Origin of the sequence: Salipiger mangrovisoli (assembly GCF_015223355.1) — a bacterium.
Classification (GTDB): domain Bacteria; phylum Pseudomonadota; class Alphaproteobacteria; order Rhodobacterales; family Rhodobacteraceae; genus Salipiger; species Salipiger mangrovisoli.
Genome location: NZ_JADFFK010000025.1, coordinates 60,780 through 81,823, shown reverse-complemented (window position 1 = coordinate 81,823; position 21,044 = coordinate 60,780). Strand labels below are relative to the sequence as shown.

Here is a 21,044-nt window from a genome sequence, read left to right as displayed (position 1 = left end):
CCAGCTCGTCGCGCAGCTGCTGGCGCTCCGCTTCCCAGCCGCCACCGTCGGAGACGGCGCCATCTTTTTCCGCTTCGGTCATATTTTTTCGTTTATTACACGTCATGAGTGTTTACGCGATAAATTGCGCCGAACGCAACAGGCGTAATCTCATTAGGAGAAAAGACTACGCATCGGCGGTCTCTCATCGCGCCTCGTGCCGGTGAAAGACCCTTCCGACGCCATGGTCTTGCCGTTCATGGCCCGCGAGGCGACGCGGGCCAGCCTCGGGCCGCTTTGGCCCGATCCCGCAAGGCACGGATCACCACGTTGATCTGCGGATGTAAGCCTCCATGCGCGGGGGCCCATGTGGTTATGGACAGCGACCACCTCCCGGAGCGATCCGCCAGCACCCGTTGGGCGCTGCGCCTCTCTGCCGAAGATCACGGACGCCGGCGTCGCGGCCTGCGTCGATCTCGAGCGTGCGAAGGGCACGCTCGGTGGCTCGGAGGTCAACATCAAGCTGAGGCGTCTCGGCGGCGTCGCACATGTCCTCGCGTCGCGCGGGGCCGCCGGGCTGCGCAAGAATCGAGTCCGCGCGGCTCAGCCGCCCGTTGCCGCGACATCGTTCTTTAACAGGTGAAATGCCCGATCATGCCGGACAGCAACGCCATCTCGGCGGCGGCGGTGCATCTGGAGATAGGGATGCTGCCGATGCAGGAGCCGCTCACCGGGTTCGTGCTGGCGGCATGGAACCTGCGCCAAGATGGCGGTGCTCCACAAGAATTTCCGCCCCCCGAGCACCATCGGCAGCGTCTATGCCGGATGCCTTGTCACCGACGCTTGGATCGGCGTTCGCGCCGCCGTTGTCGCGATGGCCTCGGGCACAAGCCGGGTCTTCGGGCGGAACACGATCGTGCGCGATCACGATAATCCGGTCACCCAAAGGCGTCATCGTTGCGGACATCTGGGGACAAGGCCCGGTTGGGCAAGGCGGGTACTCGGATGCGCCGTGTCGTTGGACAAGGCCCCTTTCCGGGCGTTCGGGCGCTGCCGCGCCCATCGGGACCAGGCCTCCGGGCATTTCGAACCACGAGCGACCTGCTCAGGCGCGGCAATATCTCCGCGTGGCGGGCGATTGAACGGTCCAGCCGGAGGGTGCCTCGAGAGGCATCCCTCTCCTGGCGGCGCTCCGACAGGAGGGGCACGCGGACCACCTAAGCGCATCGCGGCGCACGCCAACGCGGTCGGCATCGGTGGTGGTGCAGAACGAGCTGCGCCGCATGGCGAATCTGGCGGATTTGGTGCCGTGCCGTGTCAATGAGGGTTATTCCGACCGAGGTTCCGGCGCTGCTGCCTTGGTCCGACGGCAAGCCGCGTCTTTTGGAGCGCCGGAGCAAACCTGCCCTATGCCGCACCGGATTCTCGCCGAGGGATTCATATAACTAAGTGAATTAAAGTACTTTATCTTCAGAGTGCAGCCCGCAGAAGCCGCGCATTTCTGGGCGGGCGGGGGCGCCGCCAAGTCGTGCAAGCTCAGGGAGCGTCGGGACTGAATGCCAATGCACCATAAGTTTGCACACCCAGTTGATTCGGCGGCTGTGCTGCGCAAAAATATCATATGTATTTCAGATGCTTGCCGTGGGGCGTTCTTCACCGCAAGGCATAAGCATGCACAGTTGACACATAAGCATGCAGGGCGGCGGCCAAAAAAGGGCCCGCACTGCGAGCCCTGAAACGTCCATACCCGTATTGGCCTGCCGCTAGTCGTCCAGCACCATCTCCATGAGTTTGTCGCTGTCGATCATGTCGCGATAGCTTGGTGCGGTGAAGGGGCACAGGCCCTGAGGCAGTCGGGAGTTCTGGGCGTAGGCCTCGGAGAACATTTTGACCGTGGCGCTCTTCTGGCCATGAAGTCTGCACAAGCCGAGGGCGCGGATCAGCAACTCGATGACGAGGCCCCACCTGGAGGCGCAGGCAAAATCGAGGCGCTGCAGAAAATCGACGTCAACAAGCTCTTCGACATCGATATCGGCGCGTTCGGCATAGGTGTATACGAGCTTGTTCAGTTCGATCATGTCCGGATCCCTTGTCGGATCAGCGAACCTGCCCAGGTAAATCTCATCGAAATGGATGTGGGAGAGGAGATGGGCGATCTGCTCTTCAGAGTTCACATGCTTGGCCAGAATCGGCACGCCTGACAGGATGAGCATCAACGGCCATTCCGGTTCCTTCATCAGCGCCTTGAAACGGTCGAGGAGCTTTTCGTTGGACTTTGCGCCCGACGTAAAGGCGTGTTGGCATTCGTCGTAGTAGAGGCCGATGACGCCCTGTTCGCGGCATTGATGGCGAACCATGTTCCAGAGTTCACCCTGGGTGCGCCGGGGGTTCGCGGGGTAACCGAGAGCTTCGAGCGTCTTGTGACCCAGATCCTTCCAAGTGATCGACCCATCCAGCTTGCAGTAGATAATCTTGCCAACCTTCCCGTTGGGCATTTCCGTCATGCTTGCGTTGAATTTCTCCACAAGCCGGACGGTCTCCGAGGTCTTGCCGACCCGCGATTCCCCAGTCACCAGCAAGCCGCGTGCTTCGAAATGCCCGCCGATGGAGGCCTTGACATAGTAGTCGTGCAGGCAGTTTTCGAAAGCTTCGCGGAGCTTTGCCGCACGCGGGAAGGTATAATGGCCGCGCTGCAGGGCAACCGATGCGTTGACGCGGTTCTGGTCGATGAAACCCATGGGTATCCTTGAATTGCTGGACGTCGTTGAGATGGCGGTAGTTACGAGAGCTCGCCCTTCTGGTCGGGGCGGCCGAGCCTGACAGGAGTTTCTGAAGACGGTTTCTCCGCCTTGGGCTTCGATGTCCTGGCTGGTATTACGGGCGTAGAGGTCGGCTCCGCAGGCTCGTGATCGATGAGGCTTGCACCGCCGAGTGGCAGGATCCCCGGGCCCGAGATCGCGGTGGCCAGAGTACCTGGGGCGACCGTGTCGATCGGCACGTGCGTGGTGACCAGCCGAGATGAGGCAAACAGGCTCTTGGCCTTCTTGCAGGTTTCGGCCTGAGTGACATAGCTCCTCGGCAAACGCCGTTCGACGCCGATTTTCTTGAGCTGATCATGTCTCTCGAGGCGAACCTTTGCGATCCGGTCTTCGTAGAGTGTTGTCACCTCGGGGTTTTCACGCCGGTAGTGCGTCATCAGCTCCAGGAACTCGGATGCGGTCAGATCGGCGAAGACGGTCGTCTGTAGTGCAAGCTTGTATGTCTTTGGATCACGCGGGATCACTGCGGTCGCAAAGCTCAGATCGTCCGGATCGATATAAACGGTGACCTTGCCCTGGTGGTGTTCGCGGGCGGCCTGGAATTCGTCTGACCCATAGAAGAGGCCTTCAAGCACCCGCACACCCTCATCGTTGGGCTGCAACTTGAATGGCCAGCCCAAGTGGACGCGACGGAGATCTTCATCCAAAAGACGAAATGTCTCCCTGGTCTCATTCAGTTCTTTATAGACCTCGGCCGGTCGCCGCCCTCCCATCCCGACGCCCGTGTGTTTCAAGGACGGGTACTCGTCGATGAAAAACCTGGTCAGGATTTCATAGAGGAGATCGATGTCAAGGACGCCTGATTTTTTGGCGTCATATCCGGGTAGCTCTCCTGCTTTGCGACCCGTGTAGCCGTGGAGCAGTTTCAGCAAGACGGATTCGGTTGTGCCGAACATGCGCTCGACATAGGGCTTGTCAGCTGATGCGTAGGCCCGCACATCTGTATTCGCCGATGCAATCCCCATAAGTGCGGACTTGACCTCGGCGTTCCGCAGGCCGGTACCATTATCGTTGCGCACCATGCCGAGGCCCATGGCGGGCATAGCCTCGCCCTCGCAACCGTAGATGCGCCTCTCGCGGGTCTTGTCGCGCGTGGCCATCCGCAGAAGCTGCATCGTGGCTTCCGCTTTTGGCTGGGCGCTGACAACCCAGGCCAGCGGCATGCGTGTTGCGACATCGATCATGACAAGGATGCTGAGACGGCTGCGGATCTCGTCATCCGCCCATTCCATAGCCTTCTTCATATCTTCAGACAGCGTATGCCAATAGCCTTTGGCCTTGGCCGAGGTAATCAGAGACGCCCGACATTCGTCCATCTCGCAGAATTCGCCGATCATGAGCGCCCGCACGTCAGAACTGCCGCGGCCTCGCTTGTTGCGCGCGTGGCGCTCGCCCTTCGTCGCGACCATGTATTCGGTCGGCGTGAGCAGCTCCTTGCGGTGACGAAGAACGGATTGATGGGATGGGACCGGGAGCGCGGGGAGGTCGTTGAACGCCCGCTGCCGGTTTTCCCTGTTGATCAGCGCTGCAAGGTAGCCATGCACGTTCGCCACCGACGGTCCCTTGAGATCCAGGCCGATCTCCTCCCAGGCCTCTGTCATGAGTTCTTTCAGACGCAAGGGCAGACGCGGTGTCTCGTTGCCTTTGAGGTGGTCAAGTGTTGCCAGCCCAGCGATGACATCATCACCGTCCTGGAGACCCTGATAGATCCCGTAGTATTTCTTCAGCGTCCGCCCTTTGTAGAGAAACCAGCTCTTCTGCCGGCCGCCCTTCAAGGTGGCTGCACCCAAATGCACACGCTCGCCGAAAAAGGCCTGGACGAGCGTGCGCAAGAACTTCCTGTTCGCGGGGTCGTTCAAGGCGCCGATGGAAATCCGGAAGTCCTCATCGCCCTCGACAATGGTCCGGTGCCGATGGAGCTCGTCGATCGCCCTGCATACCGCGTAGTGGAAGCGGCCATAGGTCTGTTGCTCATCAGAGAGTTGGGCCGCGACGCTCAGCCCACCCAGCCTGAGCTTGGCACTTCCCTCCGGCAACAACTGGGAAGGGGCGATAGTCACGGCGCCGGATTTCATCAATTCGACGAAAGACGAGAACCCAAGGATACTCATCTGGTCGCCCATCGGGTCCGCCAGCTCATAGCCTTGCGAACCGACCTTGCGGAGCAGGAGGTCGCGCCCCTGGACCACGATTTCGGTTCCGGCTTCGAAGTTGTAGCGAGGCGCGATCGTCATGACGCAACCTCGATGCGCGACCATTCCGCGACCACATGGTCAAGGTTTGCGGTCAAGGCGCCACGCGCGATCAGGCGGTAGCAGGATTTAAAGACCGTCTTCTGCGGCAAATCGAGCAGCGGAAAAAGATCACGCATCAGCCAGAGTGAACGATGGTTGCAGGCCGTCCAGAGCACGATATCGTCGATTTCAGGATCGGGTGTCTGGATGGCCTCATGCAGCCGGAACAGGTTCTCCCGTCGCTGCCGTGAGTAGCGGCCGGCATCGACGATGATCATGCTGTCTGCAGCGCTCGAGGGTGTCGCCGCTTGGATCGCTTCGATCTCGCGCCGCGTCCGAGGCTTTTGCAGACTGTCGGAGTTGCGAACGAAGATGAGCGTGCGCCGTCCATCCACGAAAGTGGCAAGCAGGTCATGCGTATAGCTGGGACCTTTGCGGTCTCCAGGACGCAGATATACCTTCAGCGGCTGGAATTGCAGATCATAGAGGAGAGGCGAGAGCAGCAGCTCGTGGGCGACGGCGGCCTCGGCCGCGCTTTCAGCGATGCCGACCTCAGGCCGGTGATCATTGGCCGCGGTCCGGTAGGTCATCCACACCCGATGCGAGCTCGAGCTCCGGAAGCCGGGATTGCGAACGCCGGTGAAAGGCAGGACACCGTGGATCCGCCCGAGTTTGATCTTGGACTGCCTGGGCAGCTTCGCCGGCGAATAGTTCCAGCTGTCATGATCAATAGTCTGATCGGCAGACATGACTTCTCCGTTCCCGGAACAACGTTGCGCCGGGTGCATTTTTGTTTCTTTTCAAGAGGACATGCCACTCTTGCCACGCTCAACCGCCATCGGTAGCGTGACAGGTGTGATGATGCGGCAGTACCTCTGCTTCTGGCGCCCGTCCTGGGCGAAATTCCGTCCTGCCCCACCCGGTAGTGCTTGGGTGGGCCATGCGTTCATTTTCCGCGAAGTCGGCGAGAATCCCAATTGAAAACGGGTCGCCAAGCCTTCATGAATGTGGAAAGCTCAGTTAACCATCTGATTTATAGGGTGTAATCTGGGACACTCCAGTCAATGGAGCATCGGCCGGCCCTGTTGGTCCGAGCCCAGCTCCAGCATCCGCTTGACGGTCCGGATGTTGATCTGATGGCCTGCCTCGAACGCCTCAGCCAGGGCGGTCGTGATGGCCGCGGTGGTGAGCGGGGAAAGCTGCCGCTTCGCGGCCTCGCGCAGGACGAGGTCATTGATCTGCCCCTGCGTGGGAGAGGGCACGCAGACGACGCGGATCCGTGACAGAAGCGGTTCCGGCAGGCTACGCAAGCTATTCGAGGTAAAGACCCAGTTAATGAACGACATGTCGAACTGGTTCTGGAAATAGGGGCAGGTCCACCGGCTTGCCGTCAGGTCTTCAAGCAGCGGCAGGAGGGCATTCGGAAGGCTGAAGGCGCGCCCCTTGTCGGACACGGGTGTACCGGATTTTTCAATTTCGTCGATAATGACGAGCGGATTTGCAACCTGCCGCATCAGCATCAGACCCACGAGCCGACCGGGGCCGGCATTTGCCCAGCCGCGTTGGCTTCCTATCAGTCCGAAACTGGCATTCTCGCCTGTGGCGTCGAGGGTCATGTCCGGCGTTTCCAGCAGCTGCGCAAGACGACGTGCCCATGCGCTTTTGCCAATGCCAGGCGGGCCATCGAGAAGAATCGGCGCAAATTGAGCACCGGGCCTGCCACTTGCGCGATGATGGTGGAGGCTGCGCCATACATGTGTCGTCGCCTCTGCGACCCATGGGAACTCCGTATGAAGCGCCGCGGCGATCTCGTCGATATGATGCGCAGAGCGCAGGTCGAAGATTTCGGCGCCATCGCGACAGCCCTGCAGCATGGCACGGTCTTCTCGCGACAGGCGCGTTGGCTCGACCTCCTTCAGATGGTGGCGGTGGATCTTCTGCGCCCATCGCCGGATCCGGATCTCGAGCGCTTTCGGGAGCTCATTCTGCGGGTAACGCCATATTTCATTGTGGGCAGCGCGCTCTTCCTGGGGGATGCCTTCGGAAATTTGCCGTTTGTCCAGCAAGGCGGTGTAGAATTCCTTGAGACGCTTAATGATGGCGGCCTCGTCGAGTGCCGGATCGGGCTGCTTGCTCAGGATGAAGCGGATTTTGTGCATGAATGGGGTCTTTCGTCATGGCTCCGCCAGCCGCCATGATGGCGGACATGCGGGCAGAGCCTCGGATTGCAAGGAAGACTGAGTTCGCTGTGCGTCGAACATCTCTATGAGCCGGAGGCTGGCCGGCCAGGAAGAATTCAGTGTCAGCTAAGGGTATGTGGCGCAGGTATCATCGGGCACTCGCAGAGGACAGACATGGGGGGACGCACCATTCCAGCGGGAGTGGACGATTATTCGGCGAGCCCATGCCATAGCGCCCGAACCACCGCAAGTGATTCTAAGGCACTGATATTATTTGTAAAAGGCGGATTTGGTTTTTCGCAAAAGCGAGACCAACTGCCAGATCAGATACCGTGGGCGGCCCCCACGCCTTGCCGAGATCATGAGAAATGCGACAAACCAATTCTAGCCGGCTGCGCCGGTTCGTCTTGCCCCTAAAAACATGCAGAAAACGAGGTGTTTGCCTCGCAATCATCCGATTTTCCACCGGGACGGCGGGTGGCTTAAGTTCGAAGCCTACGCACGTCCTTGTGGGGAAAACGTACATTACCGGCCTTTTTTCGCATTTTCGAGGCTCTGCCTCTCCAGGTTGGCCAAGAGCGACAGCAGGAACTGGCCGAAGCAAGACAAGGATTTTCGCATTGGCACTCATCGGTAAGACCGCATGTCTTTTTCACCGACCCGGCCCTGCCGGTTCAGTCTGTATCCTGATCGCGGGGCGGCGGGTGCCGCCCGTTTGCGATGGAGGAAGACATGCGGAACGCCCATGGAACGATCTACGTCGGAATTGATGTATCCAAGGACAAACTTGCGGTCGCGATCGCGGGTGGAGAGCGAGGTGACGAGGTTCTCAGCCTTGGCACGTTCGAGAACACACCCACCAGCGTCGACAAGCTGCTGAAGAAGCTTGCCGGGCGAGGTGACATCTCGGCCTGCTACGAGGCCGGGCCGACGGGCTACGGCCTCTACCGGCAGATACGCGCGGCCGGCTGCGAGTGCTGCGTGGTCGCGCCGTCCCTGATCCCGGTCAGGGCCGGAGAGCGGGTCAAGACCGATCGACTGGATGCCCTGCGACTTGCGCGCCTTCTGCGTGCCGGAGAATTGACCCCAGTCTGGGTCCCCGACGAGACGCATGAGGCGATGCGCGATCTGGTCCGGGCCCGGGAGAGCGCCGCGGAGGATCAGCGCCACAAGCGTCAGCTCGTCTCGGCCTTCGTTCTCCGTCATGGGCGGGTCTATCAACGCTCCAAGCCGTGGACGATGCGTTATCGGCGCTGGCTGCAGACCCTGGCGTTCGATCACCTGGCACACCAGATCGCGCTGCAGGAGATGTTGCAGGCGGAACGCAATGCCTCGGAGCGGCTGGAGCGGTTGACCGGGCACATCGAGGCCCTGGTGCCGGACTGGACTCTCGCGCCGGCAGTGAACGCGCTTCAGGCGCTGCGGGGCGTCGCGCTGATCAGCGCCGTCACCTTCATGGCCGAGATTGGTGATGTGCGGCGGTTCGAGACACCTGTCAAGCTGATGGCCTATCTCGGGCTCGTGCCGAGCGAATACTCGACCGGCAAGACGACTAGGCGCGGCGGCATCACCCGGGCGGGCAACGCCCGCGTGCGGCACAAGCTGATCGAGGGGGCTTGGACTTACCGCCTGCAGGCACGACCGGGCGAGCGGAAGCTCTACATCCTCAGAGAGCAGTCGCCGGAGGTTCAGGACATTGCGTGGAAGGCGCAATCCCGCCTGACTGCCCGATATCGCAAGCTTATCCAGCGCGGCAAGAAACCGACCGTCGTCACCGCGGCAATCGCACGAGAGATGGCGGCGTTCATGTGGGACATCGCCCGCCGCACCATGCCCGCGCGCTGAGCTCGCTCCCCGACGCGCCCAATGGCGGGCGCGAGGTCGACGGCAGGGGAATATCCGACACTCGCTTTGTGGCCAGCTTCGCGCTGACGCCCGTCGTAAGACAGGAATAGCCCCGAGACGCACAATCGGTCCTGCGGTATCCAGCCCGCGCATCAGAGCTTGTTCACCGACGTCTTCAGACCTCGTGCCCACCCTTGGGCGTCCAGACCACGACGAACGCCCAGGCGTTTCAAATCGCGTGGCTCGCCCCTTGAAAAAAGACATCAGAGCCCCGACACCTCCCACGAGGCTGTCTGTCTGGTCTTTGAGAAGGTGAACACCGGCGGCAAGCCGCTCGACGCATTCGAGCTTGTGACCGCGATGTATGCAGCCCGCGGCCATCGCCTGCGGGACGACTGGCTCGGCGCCGACGGCCAGCCGGGGCTCCAGACGAGGCTTCAGCTTTTTGGGCGGGCGGCCGAACAGAAGTTCGGCGTGCTGGAGAAGGTCGCTGCCACCGACGTGCTGCAGGCCATCGCCCTCCTGCATGGGGTCGAGACCCGCGCGGCCGAAATCGCCGCCGGGCGCAAAGAGTCGGAGCTGTCCGCAGTCCGGGCCACGCGTCAGTCGCTCCTAGACCTGCCGCTGGAGGCGTACCTGAAACACCGTGCTGCGGTCGAAGTCTCCGCATGACCAATATTTCTTTGAACGGCGCAACGATATGGTCGCCGGTGTCGTGAGGCCGCCAGCGCTCGACATCACCAATGAAGAGCTGGTCCGATCGCACCTGCATGCGGTGTGGTTGGCTGAAGCGAAACTGGCGCTTTCTCCCGACATCCCGGAGATTCTGGACCTTCACGGGGATAAATTCCCGCTGAAGGAGGACGTTCTGGCGGTCATATCGAAACCCGCTCTGGTTTCGCAGGCACGGGGGCCGATGGCGCGTGTCTTGAAGCAGATTCTGGCGTCCGACGGAGGGCAAACTCCGATCTGGATGGACGATCCAGACGAGTTCGTTCTTCACACGGCCATGAATGCCCCAAAGGAGTTTGACCGCGCCTTCGACCGTTGGCGGGAGCTTTATAGCTCTGCCAGGACGCAATTGGCCGAGGCGAACAAGCGTTCGGAGATTACGGGGCTCTCGGGAGCCGACGATAGCGTCCCCCGGAGTGGTGTAGGAGCGCCGACCCTCGGAGAGGTCAGGGCTTGTTCAGGCGGTCACGGCGGACAGCCTGATGGTTGGATTGTCGGTGACGCGGGCGAGCGTTTCAAGCGACATGTATCGTCGGACGACCGCCCACTCGTCGTTGGTCTCGAGCATCAGCGCGCCAACCAGGCGGATGATAGCCTCGTCGTTCGGGAAGATGCCGATGACGTCGGCGCGCCGCTTCACTTCGCGGTTCACCCGCTCCAGTGGGTTGGTCGAGGCGATCTGGGTCCAGTGCTCTCGGGGGAACGACATGTAGGCCAAGACGTCGTCGCGGGAACTGTCCATCAGGGCACCAAGCTTGGGCTGCTTCTCGCGCAGGGCGTTGGCCACGATCTCCCACTGGGCTTCGGCCTCGGCCTTGGTCTCCTGCGCGAAGATCGTCTTCAGCATCGCCGCCACCGCGGCCCGCTGCTTGGTCGGGGCGTGGGCCAGAGCGTTCCTCATCCAGTGAATGCGGCATCTCTGGTGAGTGGCGTTGAAGACCCTGCGCGCGGCTGCCCGCAGGCCCTTGTGGTCGTCGGCGATCACCAGCTTCACACCGCGCAGGCCACGGTCAGCGAGGCTGCGCAGAAACTCGGTCCAGAAGGTCTCGGCTTCGGAGGGGCCGGTGGCGACGCCCAGCACCTCGCGCTTGCCGTCTTCGTTGACTGCCACGGCGATTATCACGGCCCGGCTGATGATCCGTCCGCCTTCTCGCACTTTCACGTAGGTCGCATCGAGCCAGAGGTATGGCCATGCGCCCTCGAGCGGCCGCGTCAGGAAGGCATTCACCCGCACGTCGATTTCAGTGCAGAGCCGGCTGACTTGGCTCTTGGACATGCCGCCCGCGCCCATGGCCTTGACCAGATCGTCGACCGACCGTGTGGAGACGCCGTGGACGTAGGCTTCCTGGATGACGGCCACGAGAGCCTTCTCGGCTGTCCTGCGCGGCTCCAGGAAGCTGGGGAAGTAACTGCCCTTGCGCAGCTTGGGGATCTCCAGCGCGATCCGCCCGGCCCGCGTATCCCAATCTCGGTCGCGGTATCCGTTGCGCTGCACTTCCCGCAACGGCGAGCGAGCGCCCTTGGTCACGCCAGTCCGCGCTTCAACCTCGGCCTCCATAAGCCGTTCGGCCGCGAAGGCCAGCATCTCGCGCACGAGGTCGCCATCAGCCTGCTTCTCAACCAGCTCGATCAGAGCCATTCTCTCTGCGGTCATCGTCATCTCCGTTGTCGGTTCCAGGTCTCACAACCCGAACCTTCTCCGAAGACCGGCGGTGACCGCCAGCGTCACGCCCGGCCGCGCGCTGCGCTACGCCGGAGGCTCCGCGCGCGGCCTCCTACACCACCACCCGGGACACTGCCGAGCCGACCGGCGCAAGATCAAGGCTGCGCAAATGCAGGCCCAGGATCAGATCGCCATCCTTGAACAGGGGAAAGCTTCAAACGGGTCCGATTTCTATTCGTATCGGTATCTTGCAACAGAGGGCTTCCTGCCCGGGTACAACTTCCCGCGCCTGCCACTCTACGCTTTTGTTCCTGGCGAAGGTAAGACGGGGTCATTCTTGTCCAGAGCCCGCTTCCTGGCCATTTCCGAATTCGGCCCGCGCAGTCTGATCTATCACGAGGGCCGCGCCTACCGGGTCATGAAAGCCAAACTGCCGCCCGAGGTACGTCAGGGCGACGGATCGGAATTGGCGACCAAGGATATCTACATCTGCTCCAACTGTGGCGCATCACATGAGGGCGAGGTCGAGCGTTGCCATGGGTGCAACAACCACATGGCGGGTGGGAAGGAAGGCTGAGTTCGCTGTGCGTCGTACATCTCTCTGAGCCGGAGGCTGGCCGACCAGGAAGAAATCGGTGTCAGCTAAGGGTATGTAGCACAGGTTTCATCGGGCACTCGCTGAGGGCTGACATGGGAGGGACGCACCATTCCATCGGGAGTGGACGATTATTCGGCGAGCCCATGCCATAGCGCCCGAACCACCGCAAGTGATTCTAAGATTCTGATATTAATGCGAAAAAGTGGATTTAGCTTTTCGCAAAAGCGAGGCCGACTGACCGGCAGGTGTCCTGAGCGGCGCCCGTACTTCGCCAAGAGCATGAGCCATGCGGCCCAACAATTTTTATTGCCGCGCTGCTGCAAACTTGACAGAGGCTGTAGGTCCCATCGGGGCCGTTCGGCATGCCGCCTATGAATGATTGATCAGCGATGCCATTGGTCCCTCGCATGACCAGGTAGGAAGAACCTTCACGATTGCTCGCCTTGCAGCCTGAGTGGCGTCGAGCAGCACAGACAGACCGGCCGCTTCGCCTTCAACTCCTCGAGGAGATGCAGCGGCGCACTTTGATGTGGTCCCCGAAAATCGGACACTTTGCTAAGCTTGCCGCCAACGATGACGAGGAAGAACAGCGTGGCTGGCAAACGAAAGAATTACGGCGCCGAGTTCAAGGCGAAGGTGGCGCTTGAGGCTATCCGAGGTGAGCTGACGGTCGCCGAACTGGTGGCAAAGCACGGCGTGCATCAGACCCTTATCAACACCTGGAAGCGGCAGGCGCTCGAGGGCATGTCCGGGATCTTCTCCGGCAAGGCCGAGGCGAAGGCGGCCGAGAAGGAGGGCGAGATCGAGAAGCTGCACGCCAAGATCGGCCAACTCGTGGTGGAGCGGGATTTTTTAGTCAAAGCCTCCGGACGGTGAGCGTGTCCCGGAGGCGAGAGATGATCGAGCCGAGGCACCCGGTGCTGTCGATCACCCGGCAATGCGCGCTGATCGGGATCAGCCGATCGGCGTGGTATGGCCCGGGCAGGACCGAGACACCGCTGAACCTGGCGTTGATGAAGCTGATCGATGCGCAGTTCATGGAGACGCCTTTCTACGGCAGCCGCCAGATGGCGAGGCACCTGCGCAATCAGGGCTACTGCGTCGGGCGCAAGCGCATCCGGCGGCTGATGGCGAGGATGGGCCTGCGCGCTGTCTACCAGCCGCCGCGCACGACTGTGCCCCACCCGGAGCACCGCAAGTATCCCTATCTGCTCAGGGATTTGGTGATTGAGCGCCCGAACCAGGTCTGGTGCGCGGACATCACCTACATTCCCATGCGGCGCGGCTTCCTCTACCTCGTGGCGATCATGGACTGGGCGACGCGCCGAGTGCTGTCCTGGCGGCTCTCAAACAGTTCGGCATGAGGCCGCCATGGGTCCGAGGCCCATGCCGGACGGACACCGAGTTCTGCATCGAGGCGCTGGAAGATGCCTTTCGGCATCATCATGCGCCGGCACAGGGAGATCAATCAGAGCCAGGTCGCCGCTTGACTCTTAGAAGGGCGTCCAGGGCAGCCAGTTCACCAGCCCGCGCTTCACGCAGCCCTTGCTGGACGCGACGGTGAAGGTCTCCATGGACGGCCGAGGACGCTGGATGGACAACGTCATGATCGAAAGGCTATGGCGGTCCCTGAAATACGAGTGCGTCTACCTCCACGCCTTCGAAACCGGGTCCGCGGCCCGGGCAGGCATCGGCAAATGGATGACCTTCTACAACACCGAGCGCCCGCATTCGGCACTCGGCGGCAGAACACCGGTCGAGGCCCATCAGGGCCCTGACCTACAGGCGGCAGCATGATCACCAGGCAAGCTTAGCAGCGCCGCAAACCTGTCCGGGAAATGGGGGCCACCTCACTTTCCACAAACCTCTTGACCCGTTCAGGGTCGACATGGGCCCGACGGACACAATCCCGGTAGACGAGCCAGCAATGGATGGCTCCTACGAAGCAGGTCACCATGCCAGCTATACAGATCAACGGACCGATCATGTGCTTCCCTTTCTGACTGAGGATGCGGTCATGCTGAGAGCATGCCTGAGGCAAAATACTCGCGGTAGCAGGTGTCAGGGTCAAGCTCGCGCCGTTCGTGGGACAGCTGGTCCGAAACGCGCGGCTTGCGTTGCAGGGTAGCCGATCTCGTCCGCTATCCGCAGCGAAGCCCGCGCGTAGAAGCGGATCTCCTCCCGGAGGCGCCCTTTGCGTTCGGCCCGCGCTAGCGCGTCTATCAGCTCGGCCAGGGTGCCGCGGTAGACGCTGCGGCCCGCCTTGACCGCGGCAACGCCCCAAGCCGTGGCCAGATGGCACTTGCCCGTGCCCGGCGGGCCGAGGAAGTGCAGCGCTTCGACGCGGTTGATGAACTCCTGCTGGCGAGTGCCATGATGCGGTGGCGATCCAAGAATGGCTGGAATGAGAAGTCGAAGCTCTCGCGCGGCTTTTGATAGGCGTGAGCCGAGCGGTGCGCAGGCCGACCCCTACGCGGCGTCCTTCGCATAGGGTCGCCTAGACCATCGCTCGGGAGTATTTCCGGTGCTCATAGCATCAAAGAGCCCGTGAACCTGATCGTAAGCTTGGACGGTTACTATTTCCGTGGCATAGATGGGCTACAAGTTGTAGCGCCTGTGCTTTGCGGCCCTGGTTTTCGTATGTAGGCGCACATCACTCGGAGAACACACATGACCGCTGTCTCACACGGTTTCAATTTTATCGATCTCTTCGCAGGCATCGGCGGACTGCGCATAGGTTTCGAGGCGGTTGGCGGAACCTGCGTATTCACAAGCGAGTGGAACAAGTTTTCGCAGGAGACTTACCGCGCGAACTTTGAAGACGGCCACGAGATCAACGGCGACATTACCAAAGTCGACGAACGTGACATTCCCGCTCATGATGTCCTGCTCGCCGGTTTCCCTTGCCAGCCATTTTCCATTGCCGGGGTGTCAAAGAAGAACTCGCTGGGCCGGGCCCACGGGTTCGCGGATGAGACACAGGGCACATTGTTCTTTGATGTGGTTCGCATCCTGCGACATCACAAACCGAAGGCTTTCCTTCTGGAAAACGTCAAGAACCTCCTGTCGCATGATAAAGGCAACACGTTCCGCGTCATCCTCCACGCCTTGGATGAATTGGGATACGACGTTGACCACAAGGTGATCGACGCGTGCCACTGGGTGCCGCAACACCGGGAACGCATCTTTATCGTCGGCTTCCGGCGTGACGTGCCCGCCGCGTTCTCCCTTGACGAGGTGATCCTCCCGCAAGGTCCTGCGCCGACACTTGCGGACATCCTGCACACGCAGGACGGTTCAGAGACGGTTGAGGAACCCTATACTACCGGCCCCTTGGCGAAGGTCGGGGACAAATACACACTCACGCCCAACCTTTGGAAATATCTCCAGAACTATGCTGCCAAGCATAAGGCAGCCGGAAATGGTTTCGGATTTGGCCTGTGTCAGCCCCACAACGTCGCCCGCACGCTCAGTGCCCGCTACTACAAGGATGGCAGCGAGATACTGATCGCCCAGGACCAGGGCACGCCCCGGCGCCTGACACCAAGGGAATGCGCAAGGCTCATGGGGTTTGACCGAAAGGGGTCGAACCAACCTTGGAAAATAGTCGTCTCTGACACACAAGCCTACCGTCAGTTTGGCAACGCAGTCGCCGCACCGGTTGCCATTGCCATCGCGGAAGCCATGGCCCCTTGGATCACCAACACGGTCGCACTGCACCCCAAACGGGGGATGCGTGCCTGACAAGCCGCCCATGACACGATCCGCGATGATGTCGCGGATCGGCCCCAAGGATACCAAGCCCGAGATCATGGTGCGCAAGGGACTGCACCGTCTGGGCTTTCGCTACCGCCTGCATGCCAAGGATCTTCCAGGAAAACCGGACATCGTGCTCCCGAAATATCGGACTGTGATTTTCGTTCACGGTTGTTTCTGGCACGGGCACGAGGGGTGCCATTATTTTCGCATCCCGAAGACCAATACTGCTTTCTGGAAAGCCAAGATAGGGCGGAACCAAGAAAGGGATGCTTTGGTCCGACAACGCCTTGCACAGTCCGGGTGGCGCATCCTAACTGTATGGGAATGCGCAACGCGCCAAGTGTCAGAAGATCTCCTGATATCGGTGATTGCAGATTGGTTGGAGGGCCCCGAGAAAGAGGCCAGCATTTCAGAGCAGGACTTCTTCTCACGTCTGGATGGAAAGTCCGGCTCTCGTCCGAAGTGAAAGAGCAGGAAGATGAACGACCTTATCAACGATCCGAATGCCGCGCGCCTCATCGTCGGGCTTCGTGACACGGGTTACAACGTCAAGACCGCAGCAGCCGACATCATCGACAACTCGATCGCAGCCGGAGCCAACGCGGTGAACATCAACATCGAGTTGATGCATGACGGCCGGAAGATCGTCTATTTCGGTGATGATGGTCATGGCATGACCCGCGATGAGGTGCGCAATGCGATGCGCTACGGTGCCGACAAGCGTTCGGACGCCAAGAGCCTCGGGAAGTTCGGGCTGGGGCTAAAAACAGCTTCAAGTTCGGTCTGCAAGCGTTACAGCCTGATTTCGAGGAAGTCAGCGGACCAAGAGTTGTCCAAGCTGACTTGGGATCTCGAACATGTCGAGGCGCAGAACATCTGGGAAATGCTCGACGATCCGGTGACGTCCGATCAGGCTGACATGTTCGAGGAACTCTGCGGGGATACCGGGACGCTTGTCGTCTGGGAAAACTGCGATCGGATCCTGTCCAAGGACTACGACCCCGGTTCAAAGGAAAAGGCCGCGATTAAACGGCTGGCCGAGACCTTGGGCAAGCACGTCGCGCTGGTCTTTCATCGGTTTCTCGACACATGTGACGAACGCGAACGACATGTTGCCATCAGGATCAATGGCGTCGATGTGCCTGCATGGAACCCGTTCTATCCAACCCGCTCGGATCAGGTGCTCGCAGAGTCGAAACAGCGGATACTTGTCGAGCTGCCCGATGGCAGCGAAGCGGAAGCAGGGATCAAGGCATGGATCCTGCCTCACCGCCGCGACATGACAAAGGAAGAAGAAGCCGAATTCGCGCGTATTTCGAACCGTGCGCAGGGCTTTTATGTCTATCGCGAGGGACGCCTCATTCAGGATGGTGGCTGGCTGGACGTATTTGGCGCACCCGAACCCCATACGTCGCTCCTGCGCATTGAATTCGATTTCACTCATGAATTGGACGAGGCCTTCCGCATCGACGTGAAGAAGTCTCGGATTCTGTTCCATCCAGAACTGGAAGATGGGCTTCGCAGCCTTCTCCAACCGGTCTACCGAGAAGCCGGCAACCGGTATCGCCGTATCACCCGCGACGATGCCAACAAGAAGACAACGGTCGACCACGGAAGCTCCAACAAGAACATCGCGGCGACGGCGAATGTCTCCAAGCCCCAAGTGGCAAGCGCGGATCCGGCAAGCCAGACCGTCGAGGTCAACAACCGGCGTGGTGTGAAGATCCGCATCAAAGTGCCCGTTCAGGAGCACGTTAATCCGGAGTCGATCTATGTCGAGGCGGTCACGACGATTACCAGCGGGCACCTCTTCGAGCCAGCGTACCGAAGCCCAGGTGTTTCGGACCACGTACCGGGGGTTCTGCTGAACAAGCATCATGACTTCTACCAGAAGATCTACCAGCGCGCTGCTGCCAGCGGATATGCCGTGGAGGGTATGGACCTACTCCTGTACGCCTTCGCGATGGCAGAGCAGAATAACACCGATCCGGAACTGGAGCCTGTGTTCGAGGACATTCGCGAGGAGATCTCGTCCAACCTCAAGAAGCTGCTCCGCAATCTCCCGGACCCAACCTCGGCGGAACTGACCGAGGTTGACGACGACTGAGATGCTGTCAGCCCGCCAAACCCTCATCCGGGAAGAACTGGAAGCCGGAACCGGCGCTGCGATCGGCATGGCCGTTGACGGGTCGAAGTCGCGGACCGGCCTGCGGATCTGGTTTGCGGACCTCGAAGAGCGGTACGGTCCCGTGGCCGAGCTGCGTCCCTACGGCCTGAAGGGTTACGCCGTTACGCTGGGCTTTGGCGCATTTGCGGGTGAGGTCGTGCGACGGATCGCTGGTGCCGGGGCCGAGGACGTCCATCTGGCGCGGGCCCTCGTCGCGTCCATCGACAGTTCTGTGGAGGTTGAAGTCCAAGGACAGGAAATGGCCGATTGGAAGATCACCACCGGAGATTTCCGGATGACTGCCATCATCCGGAACCTTCCGCGGGACCCCGAGGTCGCACTGACCGAGGTCAGCCGCGACACGATCGTGCCCATGATGGCCGCCATGGCCGAACTGATCGGGTACGACGTCATCGAAGAGGACGACCACGGCGAGCCCGAATACGAAGGGGCGGAACTGATCACAACGGTCAGGCGCCGGGAACGCAACCCCAGAAATCGGCTCCTTTGCATCAGGTTGCACGGCGAAGTTTGCGCCTGCTGCGGGCTTGATCCGCGCGAGACATACGGCGTGGCTGGCAGCATCATCGAGGTTCACCATCTCGAACCGCTTTCGCTCCTGAAAGAGCCGCGCCCATATGACCCGGCACGCGACCTCGCCCCCCTCTGTCCGAATTGTCACCGCGCCGTGCATACACGCCGACCCGAACCGTGGTCGCTGGAGGAACTTGGCGAATTGATGGCTGATCCAATGGGCAAGGCTGGCATCCTGTGACCACACCGGCTGACATGCCCATCACGTTTGAAGCGGTCGTAACTGAATTCGGCGACCGCTTTAGCGTATCTCAGCGGGTCCTTGATCCCGCCCTCCGGATCAGCAACGGACCTGTGCGCCTTGCCGCACGGCTGGGTGGCATTCGGACGCTTCGCGGCGTGCAGAGCTTCATCGAGGCCCCTTCAGCCCGCCATGCCTGGGTGCTGGATGGAAATACGATCCGGCCTCTTCCGCAGGATGCGCCCGATCTGGTTGCCGAAGTCCTCGAAGGTGCAGATCCACAGGATGTCCCGTTTGCCTTGGGCATAAGGCTCACCCAGGAGCCAAACGAATTGATCGCGGTCGACGCCGATGAGGAAGTACTCCGATCTGGTACTATTGCGGCAGATGACCTTGGCTCTGAAATGTCCATCGCCGGGCTGAACGCGAAGCTGTTTCCGTATCAGGCCCGTGGCGTCCAGTGGATGTGGCAGACCGCCAAGCGGACCGGTGGCCTGATCCTCGCGGATGAAATGGGCCTTGGAAAAACCCTGCAGATCATTGCACTGCTCATGATGGATCCACCTCCGCACACTGCGCCCGCGCTCATCATCTGCCCGACAAGCCTGATTGCCAACTGGGTCCGAGAGATCCGCCGCTTTGCACCGTCGCTCACCATTCTGGTGCATCGAGGCGCGTATCGGGCCGGCATCTTCCGTGATCTGCAGGTCGCCTCCGTCGTCATCACGACCTACGACACGATGGTGAACGACATTGCCGTGTTGTCGTCCTTGGAATGGTCCTGGGTGATCTCTGACGAAGCGCAAGCGGTCAAGAACCCGGAATCAAGCCGGCGTCAGGCACTGGCCACCATTCCACGGCGCTGCGCGATTCCTATGACTGGTACACCAGTCGAGAACACCCTTCTCGACCTCTGGTCACTGATCGATTTGGCGGTGCCCGGAATGCTCGGCCAGCAGGGTGTCTTCAAGGTCGAATACCCAGACACAGTGGAAGCAGCTCAAAGCCTGGCGCGGCTGACCGACCCGGTCATCCTGAAACGGCGGGTCGCCGATGTGGCAGGCGACCTGCCAGAACGGATCGACGTCGACCTGCCCGTTTTGCTCGACGAGGACCTTGCCCGGCAATACGAGCTGGTCCGGCAGACAACCCTTGAGAAGTATCCGGTGGCTGGCGCGCTGGTTGCTACGATGCAATTGCAGCTCTTCTGTGCCCACCCATGGTTGCAGAGCCGCGACGATGTGCAGGATTACGACAACGCCGATCTCGTGGCAAGTGATGCAGCGCCGCTGATTACTCCGAAGATGGAGCGGTCCATTGCGCTTCTGCGCGAAGCATTCATTAACCGGCGCAAAGTGATCGTCTTCGCCTCCTTCAACAGGATCGGAGACCTTCTTGAGCAAGCCGGGCGTGACCTTCCCGCTGCGTGGTGGGGCGCCATCAACGGCAGCACAGCCCAGGAAGATCGCCAGGCCATCGTCGATAACTTCTCGTCCTTTGACGGTCCGGCCTGCCTCGTGCTCAATCCGCGCGCCGCAGGCGCAGGGCTGAACATCACCGCCGCAACCATCGTCATTCACTTCACGCCCCTCTGGAACCCCGCACTCGAAGCGCAGGCCAGCGCCCGCGCACACCGCCGCGGCCAGACCGAGCCAGTCACCATCTACCGTCTGTTCTACGAAGACACGGTGGAACAAGTGATGATCGAACGATCGACTTGGAAAAGTGAACTGGCGAACGAAACCGTGCCCGTAGCGATCCGCGACACCGAGGATATAGCCCGGGCACTCCAGATGGCTCCCAACGGAAAGTCCTGATGAAGAAGTTTCTCAAGAGCCTCAGCGCCAATGACGTGGGATCGACTGGTGCCCACATGGGCGGTATTCTCATTCCGAAGGGCGATCGCGAGCTTCTGGCGTTCCTGCCGCATCTGGATCCCAACGAATACAACCCGAGCGAATGGATCACTTGCGTGACACCGGACGGGCGCGAACTGCGCCTGCGTTACGTCTATTACAACAACCGCTTGCACAAACCCAAAGGGACGCGGAACGAATATCGGATCACGCACCTGACCAAATACTTCAAGACGGAAGGCGCCAAGGAGGGCGACACCTTCGAAATCTCAAAGGAAAGCGGCGGGACCCACTATCGGATTAATGTGGTCAAGGCAGACCAAGAACCCGACGAACCGATTGATGAAGGTCCCGTGCGCATCAAAATTACTGCTGGCTGGCGCCGCGCACATTGACATTTGGCCGCTCGGGCGACCGAGAGGCCAAATGTCAATGCA

Annotated in this window: 16 protein-coding genes and 1 pseudogene; 11 read left to right on the top strand and 6 right to left on the bottom strand. The window is 60.8% G+C overall.

Going from position 1 to position 21,044, the window contains the following annotated elements:
* Window positions 1–1,742: 1,742 nt before the first annotated feature.
* From IQ782_RS24795 to IQ782_RS24780, 4 genes are all read right to left on the bottom strand, one after another.
* The gene (locus IQ782_RS24795) at window positions 1,743–2,717 is read right to left on the bottom strand and encodes an AAA family ATPase (protein WP_194137352.1); all 975 of its coding nucleotides are present in this window, start codon (window positions 2,715–2,717) and stop codon (window positions 1,743–1,745) included.
* A gap of 41 nt (window positions 2,718–2,758) precedes the next feature.
* Window positions 2,759–5,032, bottom strand: coding sequence for a hypothetical protein (locus tag IQ782_RS24790; protein WP_194137351.1), 2,274 nt, complete (start codon window positions 5,030–5,032; stop codon window positions 2,759–2,761).
* A complete protein-coding gene (locus IQ782_RS24785) occupies window positions 5,029–5,781 on the bottom strand; it encodes a hypothetical protein (RefSeq protein WP_194137350.1) in 753 nt (250 codons plus the stop codon). Before IQ782_RS24785 ends, IQ782_RS24790 begins: the two co-directional genes overlap by 4 nt.
* A gap of 312 nt (window positions 5,782–6,093) precedes the next feature.
* Window positions 6,094–7,191 (bottom strand): AAA family ATPase, encoded by a 1,098-nt coding sequence (locus tag IQ782_RS24780; protein ID WP_194137349.1) that lies wholly within the window; start codon window positions 7,189–7,191, stop codon window positions 6,094–6,096.
* 753 nt (window positions 7,192–7,944) lie between these two features.
* Here IQ782_RS24780 and IQ782_RS24775 point away from each other — a divergent pair.
* Window positions 7,945–9,057, top strand: a complete 1,113-nt coding sequence (locus IQ782_RS24775) for an IS110 family RNA-guided transposase (RefSeq protein WP_194137348.1) — start codon at window positions 7,945–7,947, stop codon at window positions 9,055–9,057.
* Window positions 9,058–9,369: 312 nt separating this feature from the next.
* Complete coding sequence (locus IQ782_RS24770) at window positions 9,370–9,729, top strand: hypothetical protein (protein ID WP_240989557.1); 360 nt, start codon at window positions 9,370–9,372, stop codon at window positions 9,727–9,729.
* Between the two features lie 517 nt (window positions 9,730–10,246).
* Here the strand turns inward: IQ782_RS24770 and IQ782_RS24765 are convergent.
* Entirely contained in the window at window positions 10,247–11,443 is a 1,197-nt protein-coding gene (locus tag IQ782_RS24765; RefSeq protein ID WP_194137347.1) for an IS256 family transposase, read from the bottom strand.
* A 58-nt stretch (window positions 11,444–11,501) separates the two neighbouring features.
* On the opposite strand from IQ782_RS24765, the gene IQ782_RS24760 reads away from it, so the two are divergent.
* Window positions 11,502–12,029, top strand: a complete 528-nt coding sequence (locus IQ782_RS24760; RefSeq protein WP_240989556.1) for a hypothetical protein — start codon at window positions 11,502–11,504, stop codon at window positions 12,027–12,029.
* A 612-nt stretch (window positions 12,030–12,641) separates the two neighbouring features.
* A pseudogene (locus IQ782_RS24755) lies at window positions 12,642–13,847 on the top strand (IS3 family transposase).
* A 270-nt stretch (window positions 13,848–14,117) separates the two neighbouring features.
* Here IQ782_RS24755 and IQ782_RS24750 read toward each other — a convergent pair.
* A complete protein-coding gene (locus tag IQ782_RS24750; RefSeq protein ID WP_277347904.1) occupies window positions 14,118–14,384 on the bottom strand; it encodes an ATP-binding protein in 267 nt (88 codons plus the stop codon).
* Here IQ782_RS24750 and IQ782_RS30240 point away from each other — a divergent pair.
* From IQ782_RS30240 to IQ782_RS24720, 7 genes are all read left to right on the top strand, one after another.
* On the top strand, window positions 14,346–14,486 hold the full coding sequence (locus IQ782_RS30240) for a hypothetical protein (RefSeq protein ID WP_277347903.1): 141 nt from the start codon (window positions 14,346–14,348) through the stop codon (window positions 14,484–14,486). The two genes, IQ782_RS24750 and IQ782_RS30240, sit on opposite strands and share 39 nt — an antisense overlap.
* Before the next feature lie 234 nt (window positions 14,487–14,720).
* Entirely contained in the window at window positions 14,721–15,794 is a 1,074-nt protein-coding gene (gene dcm, locus IQ782_RS24745; protein WP_194137346.1) for a DNA (cytosine-5-)-methyltransferase, read from the top strand.
* Window positions 15,795–15,804: 10 nt separating this feature from the next.
* Window positions 15,805–16,275 carry a very short patch repair endonuclease gene (locus IQ782_RS24740; protein WP_194137345.1) on the top strand — a complete coding sequence of 157 codons (471 nt, stop codon included), beginning with the start codon at window positions 15,805–15,807 and terminating at the stop codon, window positions 16,273–16,275.
* A gap of 12 nt (window positions 16,276–16,287) precedes the next feature.
* Entirely contained in the window at window positions 16,288–17,916 is a 1,629-nt protein-coding gene (locus IQ782_RS24735; RefSeq protein ID WP_194137344.1) for an ATP-binding protein, read from the top strand.
* Window positions 17,903–18,751 carry an HNH endonuclease gene (locus IQ782_RS24730; RefSeq protein ID WP_240989555.1) on the top strand — a complete coding sequence of 283 codons (849 nt, stop codon included), beginning with the start codon at window positions 17,903–17,905 and terminating at the stop codon, window positions 18,749–18,751. The genes IQ782_RS24735 and IQ782_RS24730 overlap by 14 nt, the downstream gene beginning before the upstream one ends.
* A 14-nt stretch (window positions 18,752–18,765) precedes the next feature.
* A complete protein-coding gene (locus tag IQ782_RS24725) occupies window positions 18,766–20,568 on the top strand; it encodes a DEAD/DEAH box helicase (RefSeq protein ID WP_194137343.1) in 1,803 nt (600 codons plus the stop codon).
* Window positions 20,568–21,002: an EcoRII N-terminal effector-binding domain-containing protein gene (locus IQ782_RS24720; RefSeq protein ID WP_240989554.1), complete on the top strand. Its 435-nt coding sequence runs from the start codon at window positions 20,568–20,570 to the stop codon at window positions 21,000–21,002. The genes IQ782_RS24725 and IQ782_RS24720 overlap by 1 nt, the downstream gene beginning before the upstream one ends.
* Window positions 21,003–21,044: the final 42 nt, after the last annotated feature.